Annotated in this window: 18 protein-coding genes and 2 pseudogenes; 13 read left to right on the top strand and 7 right to left on the bottom strand. The window is 60.8% G+C overall.

Translation table 11 applies throughout. The features are described 5' to 3' along the window. Window positions 1-2: 2 nt before the first annotated feature. From AC07VR_RS24845 to hpnI, 5 genes are all read right to left on the bottom strand, one after another. On the bottom strand, window positions 3-896 hold the full coding sequence (locus AC07VR_RS24845; RefSeq protein WP_494992901.1) for a ferritin-like domain-containing protein: 894 nt from the start codon (window positions 894-896) through the stop codon (window positions 3-5). A gap of 44 nt (window positions 897-940) precedes the next feature. Further along, entirely contained in the window at window positions 941-1,942 is a 1,002-nt protein-coding gene (locus tag AC07VR_RS24840) for a lysylphosphatidylglycerol synthase domain-containing protein (RefSeq protein WP_494992900.1), read from the bottom strand. Continuing rightward, window positions 1,939-2,763 (bottom strand): hopanoid biosynthesis-associated protein HpnK, encoded by an 825-nt coding sequence (hpnK, locus tag AC07VR_RS24835; RefSeq protein WP_495012904.1) that lies wholly within the window; start codon window positions 2,761-2,763, stop codon window positions 1,939-1,941. Before hpnK ends, AC07VR_RS24840 begins: the two co-directional genes overlap by 4 nt. 5 nt (window positions 2,764-2,768) lie before the next feature. Beyond that, a complete protein-coding gene (gene hpnJ / locus AC07VR_RS24830) occupies window positions 2,769-4,196 on the bottom strand; it encodes a hopanoid biosynthesis associated radical SAM protein HpnJ (protein ID WP_494992899.1) in 1,428 nt (475 codons plus the stop codon). 74 nt (window positions 4,197-4,270) lie between these two features. After that, window positions 4,271-5,431 carry a bacteriohopanetetrol glucosamine biosynthesis glycosyltransferase HpnI gene (gene hpnI / locus AC07VR_RS24825; RefSeq protein ID WP_495012863.1) on the bottom strand — a complete coding sequence of 387 codons (1,161 nt, stop codon included), beginning with the start codon at window positions 5,429-5,431 and terminating at the stop codon, window positions 4,271-4,273. Between the two features lie 61 nt (window positions 5,432-5,492). Here hpnI and idi point away from each other — a divergent pair, with 61 nt between their 5' ends. From idi to AC07VR_RS24785, 8 genes are all read left to right on the top strand, one after another. After that, entirely contained in the window at window positions 5,493-6,146 is a 654-nt protein-coding gene (gene idi, locus AC07VR_RS24820) for an isopentenyl-diphosphate Delta-isomerase (RefSeq protein WP_494992897.1), read from the top strand. A gap of 42 nt (window positions 6,147-6,188) precedes the next feature. Next, window positions 6,189-7,322 (top strand): adenosyl-hopene transferase HpnH, encoded by a 1,134-nt coding sequence (gene hpnH / locus AC07VR_RS24815; protein ID WP_495012862.1) that lies wholly within the window; start codon window positions 6,189-6,191, stop codon window positions 7,320-7,322. Continuing rightward, window positions 7,322-8,449: a glycosyltransferase gene (locus tag AC07VR_RS24810; protein WP_495012861.1), complete on the top strand. Its 1,128-nt coding sequence runs from the start codon at window positions 7,322-7,324 to the stop codon at window positions 8,447-8,449. Before hpnH ends, AC07VR_RS24810 begins: the two co-directional genes overlap by 1 nt. Before the next feature lie 287 nt (window positions 8,450-8,736). Further along, window positions 8,737-9,624: a (2E,6E)-farnesyl diphosphate synthase gene (gene ispA / locus AC07VR_RS24805; RefSeq protein ID WP_494992894.1), complete on the top strand. Its 888-nt coding sequence runs from the start codon at window positions 8,737-8,739 to the stop codon at window positions 9,622-9,624. Window positions 9,625-9,676: 52 nt separating this feature from the next. Beyond that, window positions 9,677-11,611, top strand: coding sequence for a 1-deoxy-D-xylulose-5-phosphate synthase (gene dxs / locus AC07VR_RS24800; protein WP_495012860.1), 1,935 nt, complete (start codon window positions 9,677-9,679; stop codon window positions 11,609-11,611). A 122-nt stretch (window positions 11,612-11,733) separates the two neighbouring features. After that, entirely contained in the window at window positions 11,734-12,054 is a 321-nt protein-coding gene (locus tag AC07VR_RS24795; protein WP_495012859.1) for an EamA family transporter, read from the top strand. Between the two features lie 234 nt (window positions 12,055-12,288). Continuing rightward, window positions 12,289-12,762: a MaoC family dehydratase gene (locus AC07VR_RS24790; protein WP_495012858.1), complete on the top strand. Its 474-nt coding sequence runs from the start codon at window positions 12,289-12,291 to the stop codon at window positions 12,760-12,762. A gap of 42 nt (window positions 12,763-12,804) precedes the next feature. Continuing rightward, entirely contained in the window at window positions 12,805-13,833 is a 1,029-nt protein-coding gene (locus tag AC07VR_RS24785) for a D-cysteine desulfhydrase family protein (RefSeq protein ID WP_495012857.1), read from the top strand. A 78-nt stretch (window positions 13,834-13,911) separates the two neighbouring features. On the opposite strand, the pseudogene AC07VR_RS24780 reads toward AC07VR_RS24785, so the two are convergent. Continuing rightward, window positions 13,912-14,103, bottom strand: a pseudogene (locus AC07VR_RS24780) (HvfA family oxazolone/thioamide-modified RiPP metallophore); the annotation flags it as partial. A 104-nt stretch (window positions 14,104-14,207) separates the two neighbouring features. On the opposite strand from AC07VR_RS24780, the gene ahr reads away from it, so the two are divergent. After that, complete coding sequence (gene ahr, locus AC07VR_RS24775; protein WP_495012856.1) at window positions 14,208-15,239, top strand: NADPH-dependent aldehyde reductase Ahr; 1,032 nt, start codon at window positions 14,208-14,210, stop codon at window positions 15,237-15,239. 292 nt (window positions 15,240-15,531) lie between these two features. Here the strand turns inward: ahr and AC07VR_RS24770 are convergent, their stop codons facing one another. Continuing rightward, window positions 15,532-16,416, bottom strand: a complete 885-nt coding sequence (locus AC07VR_RS24770; RefSeq protein WP_495012903.1) for a LysR family transcriptional regulator — start codon at window positions 16,414-16,416, stop codon at window positions 15,532-15,534. Between the two features lie 148 nt (window positions 16,417-16,564). Between AC07VR_RS24770 and AC07VR_RS24765 the strand changes: the two genes are divergently transcribed. From AC07VR_RS24765 to AC07VR_RS24750, 4 genes and pseudogenes are all read left to right on the top strand, one after another. Beyond that, window positions 16,565-17,665, top strand: coding sequence for an alkene reductase (locus AC07VR_RS24765; RefSeq protein ID WP_494992887.1), 1,101 nt, complete (start codon window positions 16,565-16,567; stop codon window positions 17,663-17,665). Window positions 17,666-17,882: 217 nt separating this feature from the next. Then, window positions 17,883-18,641 (top strand): SDR family oxidoreductase, encoded by a 759-nt coding sequence (locus tag AC07VR_RS24760; protein ID WP_495012855.1) that lies wholly within the window; start codon window positions 17,883-17,885, stop codon window positions 18,639-18,641. Window positions 18,642-18,835: 194 nt separating this feature from the next. Next, window positions 18,836-19,038: pseudogene (locus AC07VR_RS24755) on the top strand (IS3 family transposase); the annotation flags it as partial. A 162-nt stretch (window positions 19,039-19,200) separates the two neighbouring features. Then, window positions 19,201-19,518 carry a DUF7693 family protein gene (locus AC07VR_RS24750; protein WP_495012854.1) on the top strand — a complete coding sequence of 106 codons (318 nt, stop codon included), beginning with the start codon at window positions 19,201-19,203 and terminating at the stop codon, window positions 19,516-19,518. Window positions 19,519-20,041: the final 523 nt, after the last annotated feature.

Genomic DNA, 20,041 nt, shown 5'->3' with positions numbered 1-20,041 from the left:
CATCAACGCATGAACCGGCGTGCCAGACGCGCGAGCCCCGGTACAAAGGTCGGACGCAGCAAGCGCTTATCGTAGCCGTCCATCCGCCGCCGATCCTCGGCTAGACACAGGTCCAGCAACTCGGGCAACTTGAGATCCAGGCCGATCTGCTGATGCCCGGTGAGGGTGAAGTTGGCGTCCTGCATTTCGTCGTTGCTGTCCAGCCCCTTGGCGATGCCGATGCGCTCCCAGATCAGGAAAGCCCAGACGCGAGCAACCTTGAACTCAAAGGCCACGCGTCGCCACCACGGCAACTGACGCCGGTACCAGGCGACCCAGTTGGCGAAAAACAGGATGTGCCGGGCCTCCTCCTGGATCACCGGTTCGAAGGTGTCCACCAGTTCCGCCGGAAAGTAACCGGTCAGCTTGGCCGACTCGAACAGGCCAAAGGCAAAGAAACTGTCGATGCACTCGCTGTAGCCGGTCACCAGCCACCCCCATTCGGGGTCCTTGGGCACCAAATAGTCCGGTTCCGGCTCCAGGGGAATGCCGTAGGCCTCGACCAGTTTGCTGAGCACCACCTTGTGGCGCGCTTCTTCGCCGCCATCCATGTTCAGCGCCTCACGCAGCAGCGGGTCCTTCACCGTATTGGAGTAGGTCTGCACTTGCAGCTGCGCGCGCCCCTCGGTCTGCACGGCGATGTCCCAGATCGGCAGTGACGTAATGCGCTGCAACACGTCGGGGCTCAGTTCGGGCCAGACCATTACCGCGGGCTTGTAGGGATTGTGGGTGTCCAGCAGCATGCGACAGAATAATCGCTTATGCGCCTCGGAGCCGATCCTGATCCGGCCGGGCTCCTCGCCCCGCCAGTGGCGCATGGCGTGATCGGCAGCGTCTGTGAGGGCATTGCCAAGCATCGGACATTCTCCTCTCGTCACTCAACGCTATAAACAGTCGGGCATCATTGCGCAGCTTGATCGCACTGCCGTCCTGCCTGACGGCGCACTTCCATCCAGTGCCAGTAAATCAGCGCCGGCACGCCAACCCCCACCTCGCGCATGCGCTTGACCAGTGACAGCGCCAGACTGACATCAGGCGGAACTCCTATCATGCTGCCGAACAGGATCAGACCGCCCTCCTGCACCCCCAGACCGGCGGGCACGATGAAGATGATGTGGCGCAGGGCCTGGGTCACCGCTTCGATGGCGATGGCATCCCAAACGCTGATCGAATAACCCAGCAGGTGCAGCGCCAGCCAGGTCTCGACGCTGCCCAGCAAGAACCCGGCAAACTGCCAGGCACCGGCGCCGATCAGCCGCATCGGGCTGGCACAAAGCGCGCGAATATCCTGGTCCAGATTAGAACCGTCGATCAGTTCGGTCAGGCGATTGCGACCGCCAAGGACTTTCTCCGCCACCCCCTCCAGACGCGAGAACACCTGGCCGTGGCGCAGCAACATGAACAACCCGAACGGCAGCGGCAAGCTGGCGGCCAAGGCAATCAACAGCGAGTCCAGCGCGCCCACCTGATGGGTCAACGCAATCAGCAACACGATGCCCAGCGCGGTGAATAGGTACTGGTTGACCAGGGTCAGCAAGACTTCGATGACGATGCTGGCGGTGGCGGCTGCACCGTCGATGCCGCGCCATTTGACCAGCCGGATGCCGACGATCTCGCCGCCGATGTTAACCACCGGCAAGAGTCGGTTACAGGCTTCGCGAATGGCGGCGATCCAGAACAGGGCCCAGACACCGGCGCGTCGTTGCGGGTCACGCGGTGCCAGCAGCATGCGCCAGCCCAGTACATCCAGCAGCAACGGCAATGCATGAAAAGGCAGCAGCCACAGCAAGGCCCAGCCGGCATGGTCGAGGGCACCGAGAATGGCGGCCCCGTCCTCATGCACCACCATATAAATGATTGCCGCCAGCCCGAGCAGCCCGGCAAGGTAGCTGAGCCGCTTCATGCTGCAGCCGCCGCCGGATCGCAGAAACCGTGGCACAACTGGCAGCAACCTTCGATGGCGCTGCGCACCCGTGGTGACAACAGCGCCGCCAGTTCGTCGGCATGGCGGTAGTCGGCCATGCCGGCCGTCAACCCGCCGTGAACCGCCGGGTGCAAATACAATTCCGAAAGACCGCTGGGCAACTGCTGCAACATCTCCAGCAGCACGCCCTCGTCCATGCCGCCGGTGTGCCGAAGGCCAAAGACATGATCGTTATAGATCACCCCGGCCCGCTCCAGGCGCTGGCGCATCAAGCCCAGCCAAGGGCGCAGCCACGGTCCCATGCCTGGCTCGGCGGGCAGCCGCACGGCGTGCAGTCCGAAGTCTCGGCCAATAGAGAGCAACAGTGATAAGACGGTCGGATGCAGATGGAAATGCTTGTGCGCATTGACGTGGTCTAGCGTCAAGCCGGTCGCCGCGAAGGCCTCGAACTGGGCGCGGATCTCAGCGGCCAGTTGGCGCCGTACACGGGGCAGGAAAAAAAACCGGAAGCCGTTGCGCACCATGGCGCTGTCGAACCAGCCTTGGGCATTCACCAGATCAGGAATACTCGCCGTTGGCAGCATGGCCTTGCCGTCAGCCAGTACCAAGTGCAGGCCAATGGCAAGACCGGGCATACGTCGGGCACGGTCGACGGCATCGGCCGCTGCGGGCGCCGCCACCATCAAGCTGGCGGCCCGCAACACCCCTTCTCGATACGCCTGTTCGACAGCCTCGTTGACCGCCGCGTGCAGCCCAAAGTCGTCCGCGGTGACGATCAGGCGCGGCCGCCCGACACGCATCGCGCTCAAGCCTCGTGCTCGCGCAGGAAGCGGAAGAACTCCACCCCCTCACGCAGGCGGCGCTTCGTCATGTCCCAGCTACCCAGCATTTCTTTAACGATCTCCCAGATCTTCGAGGGCCGGAAGTAGAAGCTTCGGTAGAAGGTCTCGATGCCGTGGAAAATATCTTCTTTGGACAGGTGCGGGTAACTGATCAGCGCCAGCTGTACGCCTTTCTCGTTGACCAGGTTCATGTCCCGGTTGGGTTGCAACCAACCGTTCTCCACCGCCTGCTTGTACAGCGTGGTGCCAGGGTACGGTGCCGCCAGCGACACCTGGACGGTGTGCGGATTGATCTCTTTGGCGAAGGCGATGGTCTTGGCGATGGTTTCCTTGGTCTCGCCGGGCAGGCCAAGGATGAAGGTACCGTGCACCTGAATGCCCAGCTTGCGACAGTTTTCAGTGAAGGTCCGCGCGATATCGGTCCGCAGGCCCTTTTTGATGTTGTGCAGTATCTGGTCGTCGCCGGACTCGTAGCCTACCAGCAGCAAACGCAGGCCGTTGTCCTTCATGATCTTCAGCGAGGAGTAAGGTACGTTGGCCTTGGCGTTGCAACTCCAGGTCCAACCCAACGCGTGCAGGCCCCGGGCAATCTCGTGCACGCGGTCCATGTTGGAACTGTCGGTGAAGGTGTCGTCGTCGAACATCAGCTCCTTGACTTCGCGCATGTTCTCCTTGATCCACTTCGCCTCGGCGATCACGTTGGCGGCCGAGCGAACGCGGTAGCGATGGCCGCCGACGGTCTGTGGCCAGAGGCAGAACGTGCACTTGGAGCGGCAGCCGCGGCCGGTGTAAATGGACACGTAAGGGTGTTTCAGATAGCCGATGAAGTAGCGGTCGATCTTCAGGTCGCGTTGGTAGACGGGCGCCACGAACGGCAATTCGTCCATGTTCTCGATTATTACCCGCGGCGGGTTGTGCTGCACACTGCCGTCGGCGAGCTTGTAGCTGATGCCGGTGACGTCCTTGAACGCCCGGCCCTCGGCAATTTCCTTGCAGGTGAAGTCAAACTCCTCGCGCGCCACGAAATCGATCGCCGGCGAGGCAGTCAGTGAATCGGAGGGATCGACCGCCACTTTGGCGCCGACCATGCCGATCAGGATCTCGGGACGGCGCGCCTTCAGCAGTTCGGCGAATTTGGCATCGGTGGGGAACGAAGGTGTGCTGGTATGGATGATCACCAGCTCATATTCGGCGGCAATCGTCAGCGATTCCTCCACCGTGAGCTCTTCCACCGGCGCATCCAGCAAACGTGAGCCGGGCACCAGCGCGGCGGGCTGGGCCAGCCAGGTGGGGTACCAAAAGCTCTTGATCTCGCGTTTGGCCTGATAACGTGAACCGGCACCACCGTCAAAACCGTCGAAGGACGGCGCCTGCAGAAAAAGCGTCTTCATAGGAATTATTAGCTCCAACGGTCACTGGACCGAGATTTGCCAACCGCCTGCGAACGCACTACAGAAAATCACGGTCAACTATAGCGTATGGGTCCGCCCTTGCGCGCATGCAGAACGTTGCCGCGCCACTTCACCCGCCGACCGGTCAGGGCCACTGCCCACTCCATTAATAGCAGCAGGTCGCGCAAGGGGGTAAACGGCACGCAATACCAGGGTGTCGATAGGCGTCTGACGTTGCGCCCGAGAAAAAACTGCGCAACCCGCGCAACACCCGCGACCACCGCCAGGCAGACGTTCAGCGTCGAAGGCGCCAGCGTAAGACCCACCAGCGACACCGGCCAGGTGAAACAGACAACGCTCATCGCAAAGCCGCCTGGCGAGATGGAACGGATGGTCCGCAGCCAACGCAGTTCGTGCATCCATAGCTCGCTCAGGCGGGTTTCGCTGACTTCAGTGCCCACCCATACTTCCGACAGCACGGTCCGCAACCCGGCTTCCCGGGTCAGCTGGCCCAACCAGAAATCATCGGCCAAGGTATCGCGCAACACCTCGAAGCCGCCGACGGCTTGCAACGTTTCGCGGCGCAGCGCGATCGTCGAGCCGAACGCGAAACGCCTGGAGCCGAAGGCATGCGCCAGGCAGACCGAAGGTGCAAACCAGTCGTCAATGAAAAGGCAGCCCAGACGCGACCAGAACCCGCCCTGCGGGACTCCGTGATATAGGCAGGTGACGATTCCCACACTTGGGTCCGCCAACGGCGCCGTCACCCGCGACAAATAATCCGCAGGCACACTGATATCGCTGTCGGCCAGCACCAGCCAGTCGTGACGGACCAGCGGCATCATGTTCAGCAGGTTGCTGACTTTCAAATTGACGCCCTGCACGCGGGGATCGACGACCAGGTCAATGGCCAGCTGCGGGAATTCCGCGCACAGCCTCTGCACCACAGCAATGGCGGGGTCCTGAGGCTCGCGCACACCGAATATCAATTGATCACCCGAGCGGATCTGCTGACAGAATCCGCGCAAGTTTTCGTACAGCCGCGGTTCGGCGCCATGCAAGGGCTTGAGCACAGACACCGGGTGCGCCCGCCCACCGACGCCCGCCAGAGGAGTCGGTGCGCGAAGGTGCTTGAGCACAGCGCCCAAGGCGACGACGGCATAGCCGGCGGCGGCAACGACCAATCCGCTGCCCAACCAGGTGGCGAACGTGCTGACGAAGTAAGGGGTCGGCATGTGGGGTTGATTACAACAATTGCTCGTTGATAGCAATCGACGTTAGATCGAAATCTGCGCAATGGAGATTCTGCGCTACGCTACACTGCCAAAACGGGATCTCTCGAGGAGGTTGATTTTGGCTAGCCAGGAACAGGAATGTCGCCAGTGGCGTGAATCGACGGACGTGGTTTCCTTTAATGACGAGCAGCTGGTTCTTGTCGACAGGTTCGATCAGGAAATCGGGTTTCTCGACAAGGCCTCCGCGCATCAGGGGCAAGGCTTGCTGCACCGGGCCTTTTCGCTGTTGGTATTTAATCGCAAAGGCGAGTTGCTGTTGCAGCAACGGGCAGCAGGTAAGCGCCTGTGGCCGGGCTTCTGGTCCAACACCTGCTGCAGCCATCCACGGCGTGGCGAGACGCTGGACGTAGCCATTGAACGACGTCTCGGTGAAGAACTGGGCATGCAATGCTCGCTACAGTTTCTCTTCAAATTCGAATACCAGGCACAGTTCGACACAGAAGGCGCCGAGCATGAGTTGTGCTGGGTGTATGCCGGGCGCAGCGACGAAGTTCCCACGCTCAACCTCAACGAAGTCTCGGCGCTGCGGTATATTTCTCCGGAAACGCTGGACACGGAACTGGCGGAACAACCGCACCATTTTACGCCTTGGTTCAAGATCGAGTGGGAGCGCCTGCGTCGAGAACATGCCGACCTGTTCACGCCGCTTTCTTAAGTTCCCGATGGTAGATGGCAGACAGAAATCGCGGAGACTTCCTTGGGCATTCCCCTTATTCAACAGGCCAGGATTGCACGCTACATCCTCGGCAAGAAGCTGAGAGGCCAGCACCGCTATCCACTGGCGATGATGCTGGAGCCCCTGTTCCAGTGTAATTTGGCCTGCGCAGGTTGCGGCAAGATCGACCACCCCAAGGACATCCTGCGCAAGCGCCTGAGCGTCGAGGATGCCTTGCGCGCCGTGGACGAATGCGACGCGCCCGTGGTCTCCATTCCCGGTGGTGAGCCCCTTATTCACAAGGAAATGCCGCAGATCGTGCGGGGCATTATTGCCCGCAAGAAGTTCGTTTATCTGTGCACCAACGCGATTCTGCTGACCAAGCACATCGATGAATACGAACCGTCCCCCTACTTCACCTGGTCTATCCATCTGGATGGTTTACAGCAGCGCCACGATGATTCTGTGTGTATGGAAGGCGTGTTCGACAAAGCCGTTGAGGCGATCAAGCTAGCGCTTTCTCGCGGCTATCGGGTGACCATCAATTGCACCTTGTTCAATCAAGAGCCGCCGGACAACATCGCTGATTTCTTCGACTACGCCATGTCCCTGGGCATCGAGGGCATCACCGTGTCTCCCGGTTTCAGCTACGAGCACGCACCGCGTCAAGACGTGTTCCTTGGCCGCACCGAGAGCAGCACCCTGTTCCGCGAAGTGTTCAAGCGCGGCAAGGAACGCAAGAGCAAATGGGTGTTCAATCAGTCCTCGATGTTCCTCGACTTTCTCGCCGGCAACCAACGCTACCAGTGCACGCCGTGGTCCAACCCGACCTTCAATATCTTTGGCTGGCAGAAGCCTTGCTACTTGCTGGTCGATGAGGGTTACGCGCCGACCTACAAGGTATTGATGGAAGAAACCCAGTGGGAAAACTATGGCGTCGGTATTAACCCCAAGTGCGACAACTGTATGGCCCACTGCGGCTTCGAAGGCAGCGCCGTCAACGACACCTTCGACCATCCACTGAAAGCGATGCGTGTGGCCCTGTTCGGCCCCCGCACCGATGGCGCCATGGCGCCCGCGCTACCTGTGCTCTACAGCGAACGTGTCGAGACCCCCTCCGCACGCATCCCGGTTCGCATCGTCGAACCCACCGGTGCGGATCCCGGTAAAGGCTAGTGGCGACATTGACCCTGTCCGCGTACGGCTGGGCGCTTACACTTCTCCCTGCCGTGATCTGGGTCGGACTGCTCGTGGCGCCATGGCGGCCGTGGAGCACCCGCGAACGGCTTGAGGCCGACTCACACACCGGCGGTACGACTGATCTCAGCGACATTACCGTGTTGATTCCGGCACGCAACGAAGCCGACACGCTCGGCGTTACCCTGACCGCCTTGCAGGCACAGGGCACAGGGTTGCAGGTGGTGGTCATCGACGACCAGTCCAGCGACGCCACGGCCACTATTGCTAGCGCCTTTCCTGACACTCGCGTCGTCAGCGGCCAGCCACTACCGGAGGGCTGGGCCGGAAAACTGTGGGCATTGGAGCAGGGAAAGTCCCACGTGCGTACGCCAATGACGCTGTTGCTCGACGCCGACATCCAGTTGCAGCCTGGCCTGCTGTCGGCGCTGCGGGCGTTCAAACAGCGTGAGGGGAAGCAGTTTGTTTCGTTGATGGCAGACCTGCGCCGCACCAGCTTTTGGGATCATCTGTTGTTGCCGGCGTTCGTCTATTACTTCAAATTGCTGTATCCGTTTGCCCTGTCCAATTCTCGCCATCGGTACGTGGCCGCGGCAGCGGGCGGCTGTGTACTGGTCGATACCGAGGTCCTGCAAAGTATCGGTGCCTTTACCTGCCTGCGGGATGCATTGATCGACGATTGCTCGTTGGCACGACAGGTCAAAAACGCTGGCTATCGTACCTGGCTGGGCCTTAGCCGTGGGGTGATTAGCCGGCGCCCTTACGGCACCCTGATCTCTATCCACGATATGGTCGCGCGTTCAGCTTTTACCCAGCTCGGCTACTCCATATGGATACTGCTGACCGTGACGGTGATGTTTGTCGTCGCCTATGCGGCACCGTTCGCCTTGCTGAGTTTGCCACTTGCTCGACCGTGGGCGCTGACTGCCTGGGGGGCCATGACGCTGAGCTATCTGCCGATATTACGCTACTACCGGATGTCTCCGTTCTGGGCCTTGTTGCTGCCACTGGGCGCAGCGTTTTACCTTGGCATGACCTGGAGTTCGGCGATCCGCTACTGGCGTGGAGTCCGTTCTCATTGGAAGGGACGAGTCTATAGTGCCTGATTCACGGGGCATTGATCCTTGGCGTCATTCGCCCTTCGACGACGCGCCGGTTGTAGCGTTTGCCGCAGAGCAATCGCTCTGCTAGTGTCAGTATTGAGTTGTTTTTTGAACCGCTGCCGACACTGGTTTCTGCCCATGGCCCCCAAGAAAGCCACCGTCGATTTCGAAAGTCCTCCCCTAAAACCGTGGCAGCCGGTTGCCCCTGATACAGACCGAGCAGAGTGTGCAGAACCTCCTCAAGCACGGCGTGCTCCTCGAACAGCGCCCTTCGGCGTGGACACTCAAGCATGATCGCGACCTACCAAAAACAATGCCAGGCGCGCGTCGATGCCGCTCTGGAAGAACTCCTGCTACCTCCACGCGACGAACTGCAACGCCTGTACCAGGCGATGCGCTACAGCGTCGTCAACGGCGGTAAGCGGGTCCGCCCGATGCTGGTCTATACCGCTTGCGAAGCCCTCGACGGCGCGGCGGAACAGGCCAAAGGCGCCGCCTGCGCAGTGGAGCTGATCCACGCTTATTCGCTGGTTCACGACGATCTGCCAGCGATGGATGACGACGACCTGCGTCGCGGCCAGCCGACCACCCACAAGGCGTTCGACGAGGCCTGCGCGATCCTCGCAGGCGATGGCCTGCAGGCGCTGGCCTTCGAGGTGCTCGCCGATCCCCGGCACAACCCTCAGAGTGCCGAAGTTCGCCTGGAAATGTGCGGTATCCTGGCGCGTGCCGTCGGCCCTGCCGGCCTGGTCGGTGGCCAAGCCATCGATCTCGAGGCGGTCGGTCACCAGCTCGATCAGAACGCTCTGGAAACCATGCATCGACACAAGACTGGCGCATTGATCGAAGCCTGCGTGCAGCTTGGCGCGCTGGCCAGCGGTAACGCAGACGAAGCCTCGCTACGAGCCCTGCGCGACTATGCTCGGGCCATCGGCCTGGCCTTCCAGGTGCAGGACGACATTCTCGACGTGGAGAGCGATACCGCCACCCTCGGCAAACGCCAGGGCGCCGACATTGCCCACGACAAGCCGACCTACCCGGCCCTGCTCGGTCTCGATGCGGCCAAGACCTATGCCCGCAGTTTGCACGACCAGGCCCTTTCCGCTCTGCATCCGTTCGGCGTCGGCGCCGAGCCGCTGCGCGCCCTGGCCTGCTATATCGTCGAACGGCGCCACTGAGCCAACCGGCGTCACCTGCGACCATTGGCCAAGTCCGCTAAAGGATCCTCCGATGTCCAAGACGTTCCATGAGATCCCCCGCATGCGCCCCGCCACTCCACTGCTGGACCGCGCCGCGACGCCGGACCGACTGCGTCTGCTCAGCGAGGCGGAGCTGGAAATACTGGCCGATGAGTTGCGTCAGGAGCTGTTCTATATCGTCGGTCAGACGGGCGGCCACTTCGGCGCCGGGCTCGGTGTGATCGAACTCACCATTGCCCTCCATTATGTCTTCGACACGCCCAACGACCGCCTGGTATGGGACGTCGGCCACCAGGCCTACCCACACAAGATCCTCACCGGTCGCCGGGGGAGAATGCACACGCTACGCCAGAAGGGTGGCATAGGCCCGTTCCCGCGCCGCATCGAGAGCGAGTACGACACCTTTGGCGTCGGTCATTCCAGTACCTCAATCAGCGCCGCCCTGGGTATGGCCATCGCCTCGCGCCTCAAGGGTGAAAGACACAAATCCATTGCCGTGATCGGCGATGGTGCACTGACGGCCGGGATGGCCTTCGAGGCGCTCAGCCACGCGTCGGATGTGAAGGCCGACATGCTGGTGATCCTGAATGACAACGACATGTCGATCTCCAATAACGTCGGCGGCCTGTCCAACTATCTGGCGAAGATCCTCTCCAGCCGCACCTATGCCAGCGTGCGCGAGGGCAGCAAGAAAATCTTGTCGCGCCTGCCCGGCGCCTGGGAGATTGCTCGCCGCACCGAAGAATGCGCCAAGGGCATACTGGTGCCCGGCGCCCTGTTCGAGGAACTCGGCTGGAACTACATCGGCCCGATCGACGGCCACGATCTGCCGACCCTCCTCGCCACCCTGCGCAACCTGAGCGACCTCAGGGGGCCGCAGTTCCTCCACGTGGTCACCAAGAAGGGTAAGGGGTTTTCCCCTGCCGAGGTCAATCCGATCGGCTATCACGCCATCACCAAACTGGAGCTGGAGCCCGCCGGTGCGCAGCAGCCGCCGAAGAAGGCGAGCGGACCGAAATACTCTAATGTCTTCGGCCAGTGGCTGTGCGACATGGCCGCCACCGATTCGCGCCTGACCGGCATAACTCCGGCCATGAAAGAGGGCTCCGACCTGATCGCCTTCAGCGAACGCTACCCGGATCGCTATTTCGACGTCGCCATCGCCGAGCAGCACGCCGTGACCCTTGCCGCCGGCATGGCCTGCTCTGGCCTGAAGCCGGTTGTGGCGATCTATTCAACCTTCCTCCAGCGCGCCTACGATCAGTTGATCCACGACGTCGCGGTGCAAAATCTCGACGTGCTGTTTGCTATCGACCGCGCCGGTGTGGTCGGTGAGGACGGTCCGACCCACGCGGGCAGCTTCGACCTCTCCTATCTGCGCTGCATTCCCGGAATGCTGGTGATGACCCCCAGCGACGAGAACGAATTGCGCCGCATGCTCACCACCGGCTTCCGCTACCCAGGCCCGGCGGCGGTGCGCTATCCCCGTGGTTGTGGGCCGAACGCGACCATCGAACCTGGCCTGGAACCCCTGGAAATCGGTAAGGGCGTGCTTCGTCGCCGCGGCAAGCAAGTCGCCCTGCTGGTGTTTGGTACGCAGTTGCCGGAAGCGTTCAAGGTCGCCGAAGAGCTGGATGCCACGGTGGCTGACATGCGCTTCGTCAAACCGCTGGACGAGGCCTTGATACGCAAGTTGGCCTCCAGTCACGAACTCTTGGTCACCATCGAGGAAAATAGCATCATGGGCGGTGCCGGCAGCGCGGTGGCCACATTTCTCGCCAACGAGAACCTGGTCCAGCCGATCCTTCATCTGGGCCTGCCGGATCGCTACCTGGAACCCGCCCAGCCCGCCGAAATGCTCGCCGAATGCGGGCTCGACGCCGCTGGCATCGAAGCTGCGGTGCTCGGGCGCCTGGCACTGTTGCACTGGGCTGACGACGGGCAGAAACAAGGGGTTCTCCCGTAAGGGTCAAACACATTAAACTTTGCCCTCGCCTGAAAAGGCTGCGGCTGGCAGCAAGGTGTCCTTATATCAGCGAGCCCCGTTAGCGTCGCCGTTTGGCCTCAGCGCCCTGAAAAAGGCTGCACGTGACTGCTTGTAATCCCCCTGAATTCGAAGCGAGGCTGCGAGGATTGTTAATCCCGTCGCCACGGTTGGCTGAAGATCGCCTGGCTTTTCTTGGCGTATCTCTTGGTCTTGGCCTTCTTGGTACTGGATTTGCGTACATTCTTTATTATTTCATTGTGCAACGCCTTGGTGCGCTTGCAGCGGCCTCGGTGACTTACATTCCACCGGTTGTGGCGTTGCTGATCGGATTTTTCGTGGCCCGGGAGGCAGTACATGTGATTGATCTTCTAGCCATCGCAGCAATTCTTGGTGGCGTGTACGTTGTGCAAGTCGGACGGTGACAGGCACTGGTGCTCCCTTCTCAGAACGGACCAGGCCTGGAGCGTAATCGCAGTCACTGACACCTCTGGCTTGGTGTACCAGAGGGTTCGTTAGCCCTCCTCTCCGCCACCATCCGTCCGGTTTTTCTACGCCACAAAAATAGAGACTTGCAGCATGCAAGCTGCCAAATCATATTATGACTGTAATATTGTTGATGAAGCGCAAAAAAAATCAGGCCTATCGGAGTTGATCCCATGAATGATGCAACCACCCTTCACAAGCTGTTCCTGGACGACTTATCAATCGGCGACACGTTCCGCAGCGGCACATACCTGATCGATGAGCAGCAAATAAAGAGTTTTGCACAGCAATTCGACCCCCAACCTTTTCATCTGGACAATCAGGAGGCTGAGCAAACTTTTTTTGCCGGGCTCGCTGCAAGCGGCTGGCATACGGCCGCCATCACCATGCGCTTACTTGTCTCATGCCTGCCTTTGGATGCGGGTCTTATCGGCGCTGGCAGCGAGCTGAGCTGGCCTACCGCTACTCGCCCTGGAGACGAACTGCGCGTCGAGACCTCCGTCCTGGCCATCAACCCTTCGAAGTCCAGGCTTGATCGCGGTCTTGTTACGTTCCAGACTGACACGCTCAACCAGCACGGTGAGTTGCGTCAACGCTCAGTCGCCAAATTGTTGATCTTTCGCCGCAGCACCTCCGCGGCCCACTGAAGCGTTTCAACTAAAAAGCTACGTGTTCGCGAGAGAACCTCTATGCCACACGACCTGAGTCACCTTGACACAGCGCTTGCGGCCTACCCCCGGGTGGCGCTGCTGGAAGGCCCCACACCGATCCAGAAACTGTCTCGATTGAGCCAAATGCCCGAGCTGAACGGATGCAATCTCTACGTAAAGCGAGATGACCTGACAGGCCTCGGCGGGGGTGGAAACAAACTGCGTAAGTTGGAGTTTTTGCTCGGCGAGGCACTCGCCGAGGGCGCCGACACCCTGGTGACCTGGGGCGGTCTTCAATCCAATCACGCTCGGTTGACCGCTGCAGTAGCCGCCCGCCAAGGCCTGGCCTGCGAACTGATTCTGACCCAATCTGGCGTGCGCACAGATGATGACTATCGCCTTAACGGCAACGTCCTGCTGGACGCTCTTTTTGGCGCTGCGATCCATCGGCTACCCCTCGGGGCTGTTCCCGACACCTATGCAGCAGAGCTGGTCGAGAAGCTCAAGCGACAGGGTAAAAGGCCCTTTGTCATGCCGTTGGGCGGTTCAAGTCCCAGAGGTTGTCTGGGCTATACCGCATGCGCGGCCGAGGTACTTCGCCAGGCGGATGCTCTGGGACTCCATTTCGACCGTATAGTCGTCCCCAATGGCAGTAGCGGGACCCACTCGGGCTTGCTGGCCGGCGTCACCCTGGCCCGAGCATCAACGCGAATTATCGGATACACCGTACTCGGAACAGAAGAACAAGCTTTCGGTATAACCCTGGAAAAAACCCGACAAGTTCTACACCTCCTTGACCCGTCCACCATACTGGCTGAAAGCGCGCTCAGCGTGGATGGCAGCCAGCGTGGCGACGCCTATGGCGCCCCGACCGAAGCCATGCTGGAGGCTACCCGTCTACTGGCTTCCCATGAAGGGTTGCTCATTGATCCCGTATACGGCGGCAAGGCATTCGCCGGATTGCTGGCATCCGTCCGCCGTGGCGAATTCCCGGCCGGCAGCAATTTGCTCTTTCTGATGACTGGAGGAATACCGGGCATTTTCGCCTACCGTGCTGCCTTCAGCTGACCGGTCATGGGCGTTCTCCAGCGGTCGTAAAACCCTCCCTGCAGGCGAGCACCGGGAGGTTGGAACAACAGAGACGTATCAGCCCTTCGCCTGGCTCATGCGAGTGAACAGTTCAGTGGGCATTTTCTTGCCGTTGAAGGTGTACTGGTTGCTCCTGAACGTGTAGACCTCGGCTTCGGAGAGGTAACCGTCTTTGTTGGTGTCCATGGCTTTGAATTCCTCACCGCCCTTCGGGGCCACGGTCAGGAGTTCCTTGAGCGAAGCGCGGCCGTACCGGGGTGCTAGACTCAATCACGCCTTGGGCACTGATCAGCGTTGCTCCTTCGCGGCACCTGAGCTGCCAAAGCCCCTGTCTCCTGATCTGGAGGTATCCAATGAGCGATAGTACCGAACTCACTTCCTTCACCGGCTGGGCCGCAACGGCGGCCGGTGCTCCATTGGAGCGCTATAGCTACGATCCCGGTCCATTGGGGGACGAGGAGGTGGAAGTCGCCGTGGAGTATTGCGGCGTCTGTCACTCCGACCAGTCACTGATCGATAACGAATGGGGCATTAGCCACTACCCCTTTATTCCCGGCCACGAGGCGGTCGGCAGTATCGTGCGAGCGGGCGCGCAAGTACGCGGTCTTGAAGTGGGACAACGGGTGGGTATTGGTTGGTACAAGGGCAGTTGCATGCATTGCTCCTCGTGTATCGGAGGCTCCCATCACCTATGTGGCACAGTCCAACCCACCATCATCGGCAGCAACGGAGGCTTCGCCGACCGCCTGCGTTCGCACTGGGCCTGGGCTCTGGCGATACCGGATGGACTCGACCCGGCCATGGCCGGCCCTCTGTTCTGCGCCGGTTCGACGGTGTTCAACTCGCTTGTGGAATTCGACGTCAAGCCCACCGACCGGGTCGGTGTGGTGGGCATCGGTGGCCTCGGTCATCTGGCACTGCGCTTCCTTAACGCCTGGGGCTGCGAAGTCACGGCCTTTACCTCGTCGTTGAGCAAGCAGGACGAAGCCAGACGCCTGGGCGCGCACAAGGTAGTCGCCTCGACCGACAGCAATGCGCTGAAATCCATTGCCGGCACCCTGGATTTTCTCTTGGTCACCGCCAACGCCGACCTTGACTGGCCGGCCATGCTCGCAACCCTGCGCGGCAACGGACGCCTGCATTTTGTTGGCGCAGTGCCCGGCGCTATTCCAGTGCACGTGTTCGACCTGCTTGCGCAACAGAAGACCTTATCTGCCTCGCCGGTGGGTTCGCCCAGTACCACGGCGACCATGCTGGAATTCTGCGCTCGTCATCAGATCCTGCCGCAGGTCGAGCACTTTCCCATGAGCCGGGTCAACGAAGCCATCGATCACTTACGCAGTGGCAAGGCGCGCTACCGCGTCGTGCTCGACGCCGGCAAATGACAGACGGGCGCGTCGGGTAACGCCGCACGCGCCCTCTACCGCCGCTACTACAGCCCCCCCTCATCGGCTCGAGCAGAGCAGACACAGACCTTTCCATTAGAAGCTCCCAGCTGTCGCAGCGCAGCGACTGTGCCGCCATGGACATGACTGCTCGAAAGTTTGCTGGTCAGCTCAAAGCGCCGAAATGCCCGATTGCGGACATCGACGTCCGAAATGTTCGGACCTGTACTGATCGACGCCATCGAGATCTCCAACCGCAACGGTGTGCGCCTGACGCTGAAGGCGTAAGCAATCAGATGCGCAAGTGCGCACTCATGTAGTCAATGAAAACCCGCAACTTGGGCGAGGCATAACGGCTGGCTGGCCACAGCATCCAGAAGACGACCTGGCGGTCCATGTAGTCGTCCAGCACTGTGACCAACTGGCCGCCTTCCAGCGCTTCGCGCACCAGGAAGGTAGGCAGAAAGGCAATGCCCCGGCCCTGGATTGCGGCATAGGCAAGAGGCTCGATCGTGTTCGATATCATCGTGTCGGGCAGCACCAGTTCAGCCTCGGAGGCTTCGAGCCGCAGCGGCCAACGCTCCAGTTTTCCCGTTGCGGGAAACTTGTGTTGCAGGCAGAAATGGCTTTCCAGTTCACGCGGATAAGTGGGTACACCCTGCCGCTTGAGATACGTGGGCGACGCCACCAGCACATGTGCGCAGGAACCCAAGCGGCGCGCGGCGAGGCGAGAATCGGTTTGCTCGCCGGTCCGAATCACCGCGTCGAACCCCTCCTCGATCACATCGACCATGCGGTCGCAAAAATCGATATCCAGTTCGACTTCCGGATACCGCTCCATGAATCCGTCAAAGGCCGGCATCATCAGGTCGCCCAGTAGAGGAGTGCCCACGCGAAGCCGCCCACGCGGGCTGCCAGCCAGGCCTGACAGCTCGGACTCGGCAGCGGTGACCTCGCTGAGGATGCGGCGGCATCGCTCAAGGAACACGGTCCCCTCGGCAGTCAGCGTGATACTGCGTGTGCTGCGATGAAACAGCCGTACACGCAAGCGCTCTTCCATCCGAGCGATGGTTTTGCCCACGGTCGAGGACGACACCCCCAGCTGCCGGCCGGCCTCGGTAAAGCTGCGCGTTTCGGCAACTTGCACGAACATTGAAATGCCACTCAGGCTTTCCATCACTTTTCCTGCTTGCCCCCGGTAGTACCCCACCAACAAGGCGGGATTACGGAAAAACTATCCGAAATGTTCGGCATCGCGGGATATTTTTCTTCACGCACTTTACGCCTACATTGCCCCCATCCCACCACTGACAGGTATCGACGTCATGTCCAAACTGCATACGAACATCCAAATAGGCCCTTATCAAATTGCCCACCGCGTCGTTTTAGCGCCACTTACCCGCATGCGTGCCGAACCAGGCGCCATTCCTGGCCAGCTGATGGCCGAGTACTACGCCCAGCGTACCACCGCCGGTGGCCTGCTGATCGGCGAAGCCACTATCGCCGCAGCCAATGGCAATGGATACCTCGGTGCTCCCGGTCTGTATGACGACAGCCAGATCGCCGGCTGGAAGCTCGTGACCGACGCAGTCCATGCCAAGGGCGGAAAAATCTTCCTGCAGCTCTACCATGCGGGGCGCCAGTCCAATAGCCTGCTGCAACCGGACGGCGGCCAGCCGGTGGCCCCTTCCGTCGTGGTCCACGGTGGCGTGGCTTACACCGAGCTCGGCTGGACCCCCGGCACCCCGCCGCGCGAACTGACCATCGCTGAAATCCGCCAGCTGGTGGAAAGTTTCCGCGCAGCGGCCGAACGCGGTATCGCTGCCGGCTTCGACGGTGTCGAGATCCACTCGGCGAACGGCTACCTGTTCGATCAGTTCCTGCAGGACGGCAGCAACAAACGTACGGATATCTACGGTGGCTCGTTCGAGAACCGCAGCCGGTTCCTGCTGGAAGCGGTAGAGGCTGTGATCTCCGTCTGGGGCAGCAATCGGGTGGCGGTGCGTCTGGGGCCGAGCGGCAATTTCGGCGATATGTCCGACAGCGACCCCGTTGGCCTGTTCACCTATGTCGCGCGCGAGCTGGACAAGCTGGACCTCGCCTATCTGCATCTGATCGAGCCGCGCATCCTGGGTGTCGTCGAGGACGAGAGCCGGGACCAGAATCCGGTGGCGACCCAGCTCCTGCGCAAGCACTACAAGGGCACCCTTATCGCAGCGGGCGGCTTCTCCGGTGAATCGGCCAAGGCGATCCTTGAGGCCGGCGATGCTGACCTGGTCGCTTTTGGCCGTCACTTCATCGCCAACCCTGACTTGCCAGAGCGCCTGCGCAACGGCTGGCCGCTGAACCCGTACGACCGCGAGTCTTTCTTCGGTGGCACGGAGGTGGGTTACACGGACTATCCTTCCCATACCGAAGCTGCATGATAATCCGCACTGCTGGCAACTGGGGTCGTAGTACCCCAGCTGTCCAAAAAACCTGACTCACCTCAGCAACGGGGTTGAGTGCATTCTGGCTGATGAGTACCCGGAGTGCCGGCCGTGCCTTGATCGAACATCTTGTAGCGAGTCTTCCTTCGGTCGACCTGTTCATCCGGACAGCGCGCTGGACGGCCTTTATTTCCATCCTTCCAGGAGAAGTGTCATGCGTATGACCGGCAATACTATCTTCATCACTGGCGGCGGCTCCGGCATTGGCCGAGGCTTGGCCGAAGCCTTCCACAAACTCGGCAATCAGGTGATCATTTCTGGCCGGCGTATGGAGCGGCTGCAGGAGACGCTCGACGCCAATCCCGGCATGGCCGCCATTGAACTCGACATTACCGACCCGCACAGCATCCAGGCGGCAGCACAGAAGCTCATTTCCAATTACCCGGACGTGAATGTGCTTATCAACAATGCCGGCATCATGCTGCTGGATCACGCGGACGGGCCGGTGGACGATGCACTCGCACTGTCGACCGTCACCACTAACCTGCTCGGCCCGATCCGCATGACCTCGGCACTGGTCGAGCATCTGAAGGCACAGCCCGATGCGGTGATCGTCAATGTCTCCTCCGTTCTCGGCTTCGTGCCGATGGCGGTGACGGCGGTCTATTCAGCGACCAAGGCAGCGCTCCATTCCTACACGTTGTCACAGCGCTACCTGCTGCGCGGACATGGCATCCAACTGGTCGAAATCGCGCCGCCTTGGGTACGCACCGAGCTGCTCAATAGCAGCGAGGAAGAGCGCGCTATTTCTCTCGACCAGTTCATTACTGAAGCGATCAAGCAGTTCGAGAGCGGCGTGGACGAAATCCTCGTCTCTCCAGCCGAGGCTATGCGTGCCAACCCCGGCCCGAACGAGCATGCGTGGGTCAATCAGTTCAACGACATGATCGCAGCCGGGCCGGCGTTGGGCTGACCGCGACGACGTCAGAGCTGGCCAGGCCCACGCTGACACATCACTGGAGCATCTCGCTGGTGGCGCGATGCTCCGGCACTTGCGCTCCATCTTCAGGGGGACGCTGATCGCCAATGTCCGAATGGACGCCGAAACGCGGTAACCGGCTCATCGCTGTAGGCAGCGCCGATGGCCGGCACTTCATCTCCAATCCGGATCTGCTCATCAAGGCGCTGGATATGGCTTACGAGCAGCGAGGGCGGCCTCCGGGGCAGCTGTTTCACCCGGATCAGGGTTCGCAATATGGCAGCCGTCAGTGATGCATCGGTACAATTGGATTCGGCCCCATCAATTCAACGGTGGGCTGGCGCCAGCTCAGGCCGGGAAAAAACTTAACGTCGTGTCCAGGATTAGCTGACCACTACAGGTGTGTTGGCCTGCTTGTGGCAGTCCGCGTGGAGGCTTGACGCGTAAAGCTATCGAGGCTCAAACCCTCGCAGGACGTTGTAGCGTCTGCAGTAGCGGCATAGGGTGAACGGGAAAGGCGGCGAACAATGGAATATCCGCAGGAAAGACTATTTTGAACACAACCTCCCCTCTCAATGCCCGCGAGGTCTACCAGGTGCTAAGAGACGTTGCGCTTGGCACGCGTTCCATGAAAAGAGCCTGCAGTCAGTCTTGGAATGAAATCTGCAACGGCCCCACGTTCGTTGAGGTCGACGGCTGGCATCTCACGCTGTTCAACGATTGCGACGCGTTGGACTACTGCGAGCATTGCAGGGCACCAGACGGTCGAGTCGGGACTCTTGAAACCTGGCAGCGCTACGGCACTGATCCTGTCGACCTATTGAGTGGCTGGGAACGTGAGCAGCTTGAGCAGCTGTTAAATGCGCTCTGACCGTTACTGCCAATGCTCACATAATTGAATCAGCTCATCGACCACGTATCTAACCTTCGGGTTGATGCCCCTCTCCCGAAAACAAGCGAGGCCGCATCGACAAAGAGGGCTCGCACGCAACCGGCCCTCTTTGTTCGAGCGATGGATGACGCGCCGTTTTCATTGCTGGGGCCCTTGCTGCTGAGACGGAGACTGCTGTCGTTGGGATTTCTGTTGCGGCTGCGGCTGCGGTTGCTGCTGCGGCTGATGCATTAGCTGTCCCGCCTCGTGTTGCTGTTGGGGCGGTCTCTGTTGCGGCAGTGGCTGCGGTTGTAGCTGCGGCTGATGCATTAGCTGTCCAGCCTCGTGTTGCTGTTGGGGCAGTCTCTGTTGCGGCTGCGACTGCGGTTGTTGCTGCGGCTGATGCGGCAGCTGTCCAGCCTCGTGTTGCTGTTGGGGCAGTCTCTGTTGCGGCTGCGACTGCGGTTGTTGCTGCGGCTGAGGCATTAGCTGCGGCTGATGCGGTAGCTGTCCCGACTCGCGC

The sequence above is a fragment of the Pseudomonas sp. GW821-FHT02H09 genome (genome assembly GCF_059421425.1).
This window is presented reverse-complemented; position numbering and strand designations above follow the sequence as displayed.

Coding starts and splice junctions, on each gene's coding strand:
- AC07VR_RS24770 (WP_495012903.1), bottom strand. CDS start 16,416: ATGGAAAGCCTGAGTGGCATTTCAATGTTCGTGCAAGTTGCCGAAACG.
- AC07VR_RS24790 (WP_495012858.1), top strand. CDS start 12,289: ATGAATGATGCAACCACCCTTCACAAGCTGTTCCTGGACGACTTATCA.
- hpnJ (WP_494992899.1), bottom strand. CDS start 4,196: ATGAAGACGCTTTTTCTGCAGGCGCCGTCCTTCGACGGTTTTGACGGT.
- AC07VR_RS24840 (WP_494992900.1), bottom strand. CDS start 1,942: ATGAAGCGGCTCAGCTACCTTGCCGGGCTGCTCGGGCTGGCGGCAATC.
- dxs (WP_495012860.1), top strand. CDS start 9,677: ATGTCCAAGACGTTCCATGAGATCCCCCGCATGCGCCCCGCCACTCCA.
- AC07VR_RS24760 (WP_495012855.1), top strand. CDS start 17,883: ATGCGTATGACCGGCAATACTATCTTCATCACTGGCGGCGGCTCCGGC.
- ahr (WP_495012856.1), top strand. CDS start 14,208: ATGAGCGATAGTACCGAACTCACTTCCTTCACCGGCTGGGCCGCAACG.
- AC07VR_RS24765 (WP_494992887.1), top strand. CDS start 16,565: ATGTCCAAACTGCATACGAACATCCAAATAGGCCCTTATCAAATTGCC.
- hpnI (WP_495012863.1), bottom strand. CDS start 5,431: ATGCCGACCCCTTACTTCGTCAGCACGTTCGCCACCTGGTTGGGCAGC.
- ispA (WP_494992894.1), top strand. CDS start 8,737: ATGATCGCGACCTACCAAAAACAATGCCAGGCGCGCGTCGATGCCGCT.
- hpnK (WP_495012904.1), bottom strand. CDS start 2,763: ATGCGTGTCGGGCGGCCGCGCCTGATCGTCACCGCGGACGACTTTGGG.
- AC07VR_RS24785 (WP_495012857.1), top strand. CDS start 12,805: ATGCCACACGACCTGAGTCACCTTGACACAGCGCTTGCGGCCTACCCC.
- AC07VR_RS24845 (WP_494992901.1), bottom strand. CDS start 896: ATGCTTGGCAATGCCCTCACAGACGCTGCCGATCACGCCATGCGCCAC.
- idi (WP_494992897.1), top strand. CDS start 5,493: ATGGAGATTCTGCGCTACGCTACACTGCCAAAACGGGATCTCTCGAGG.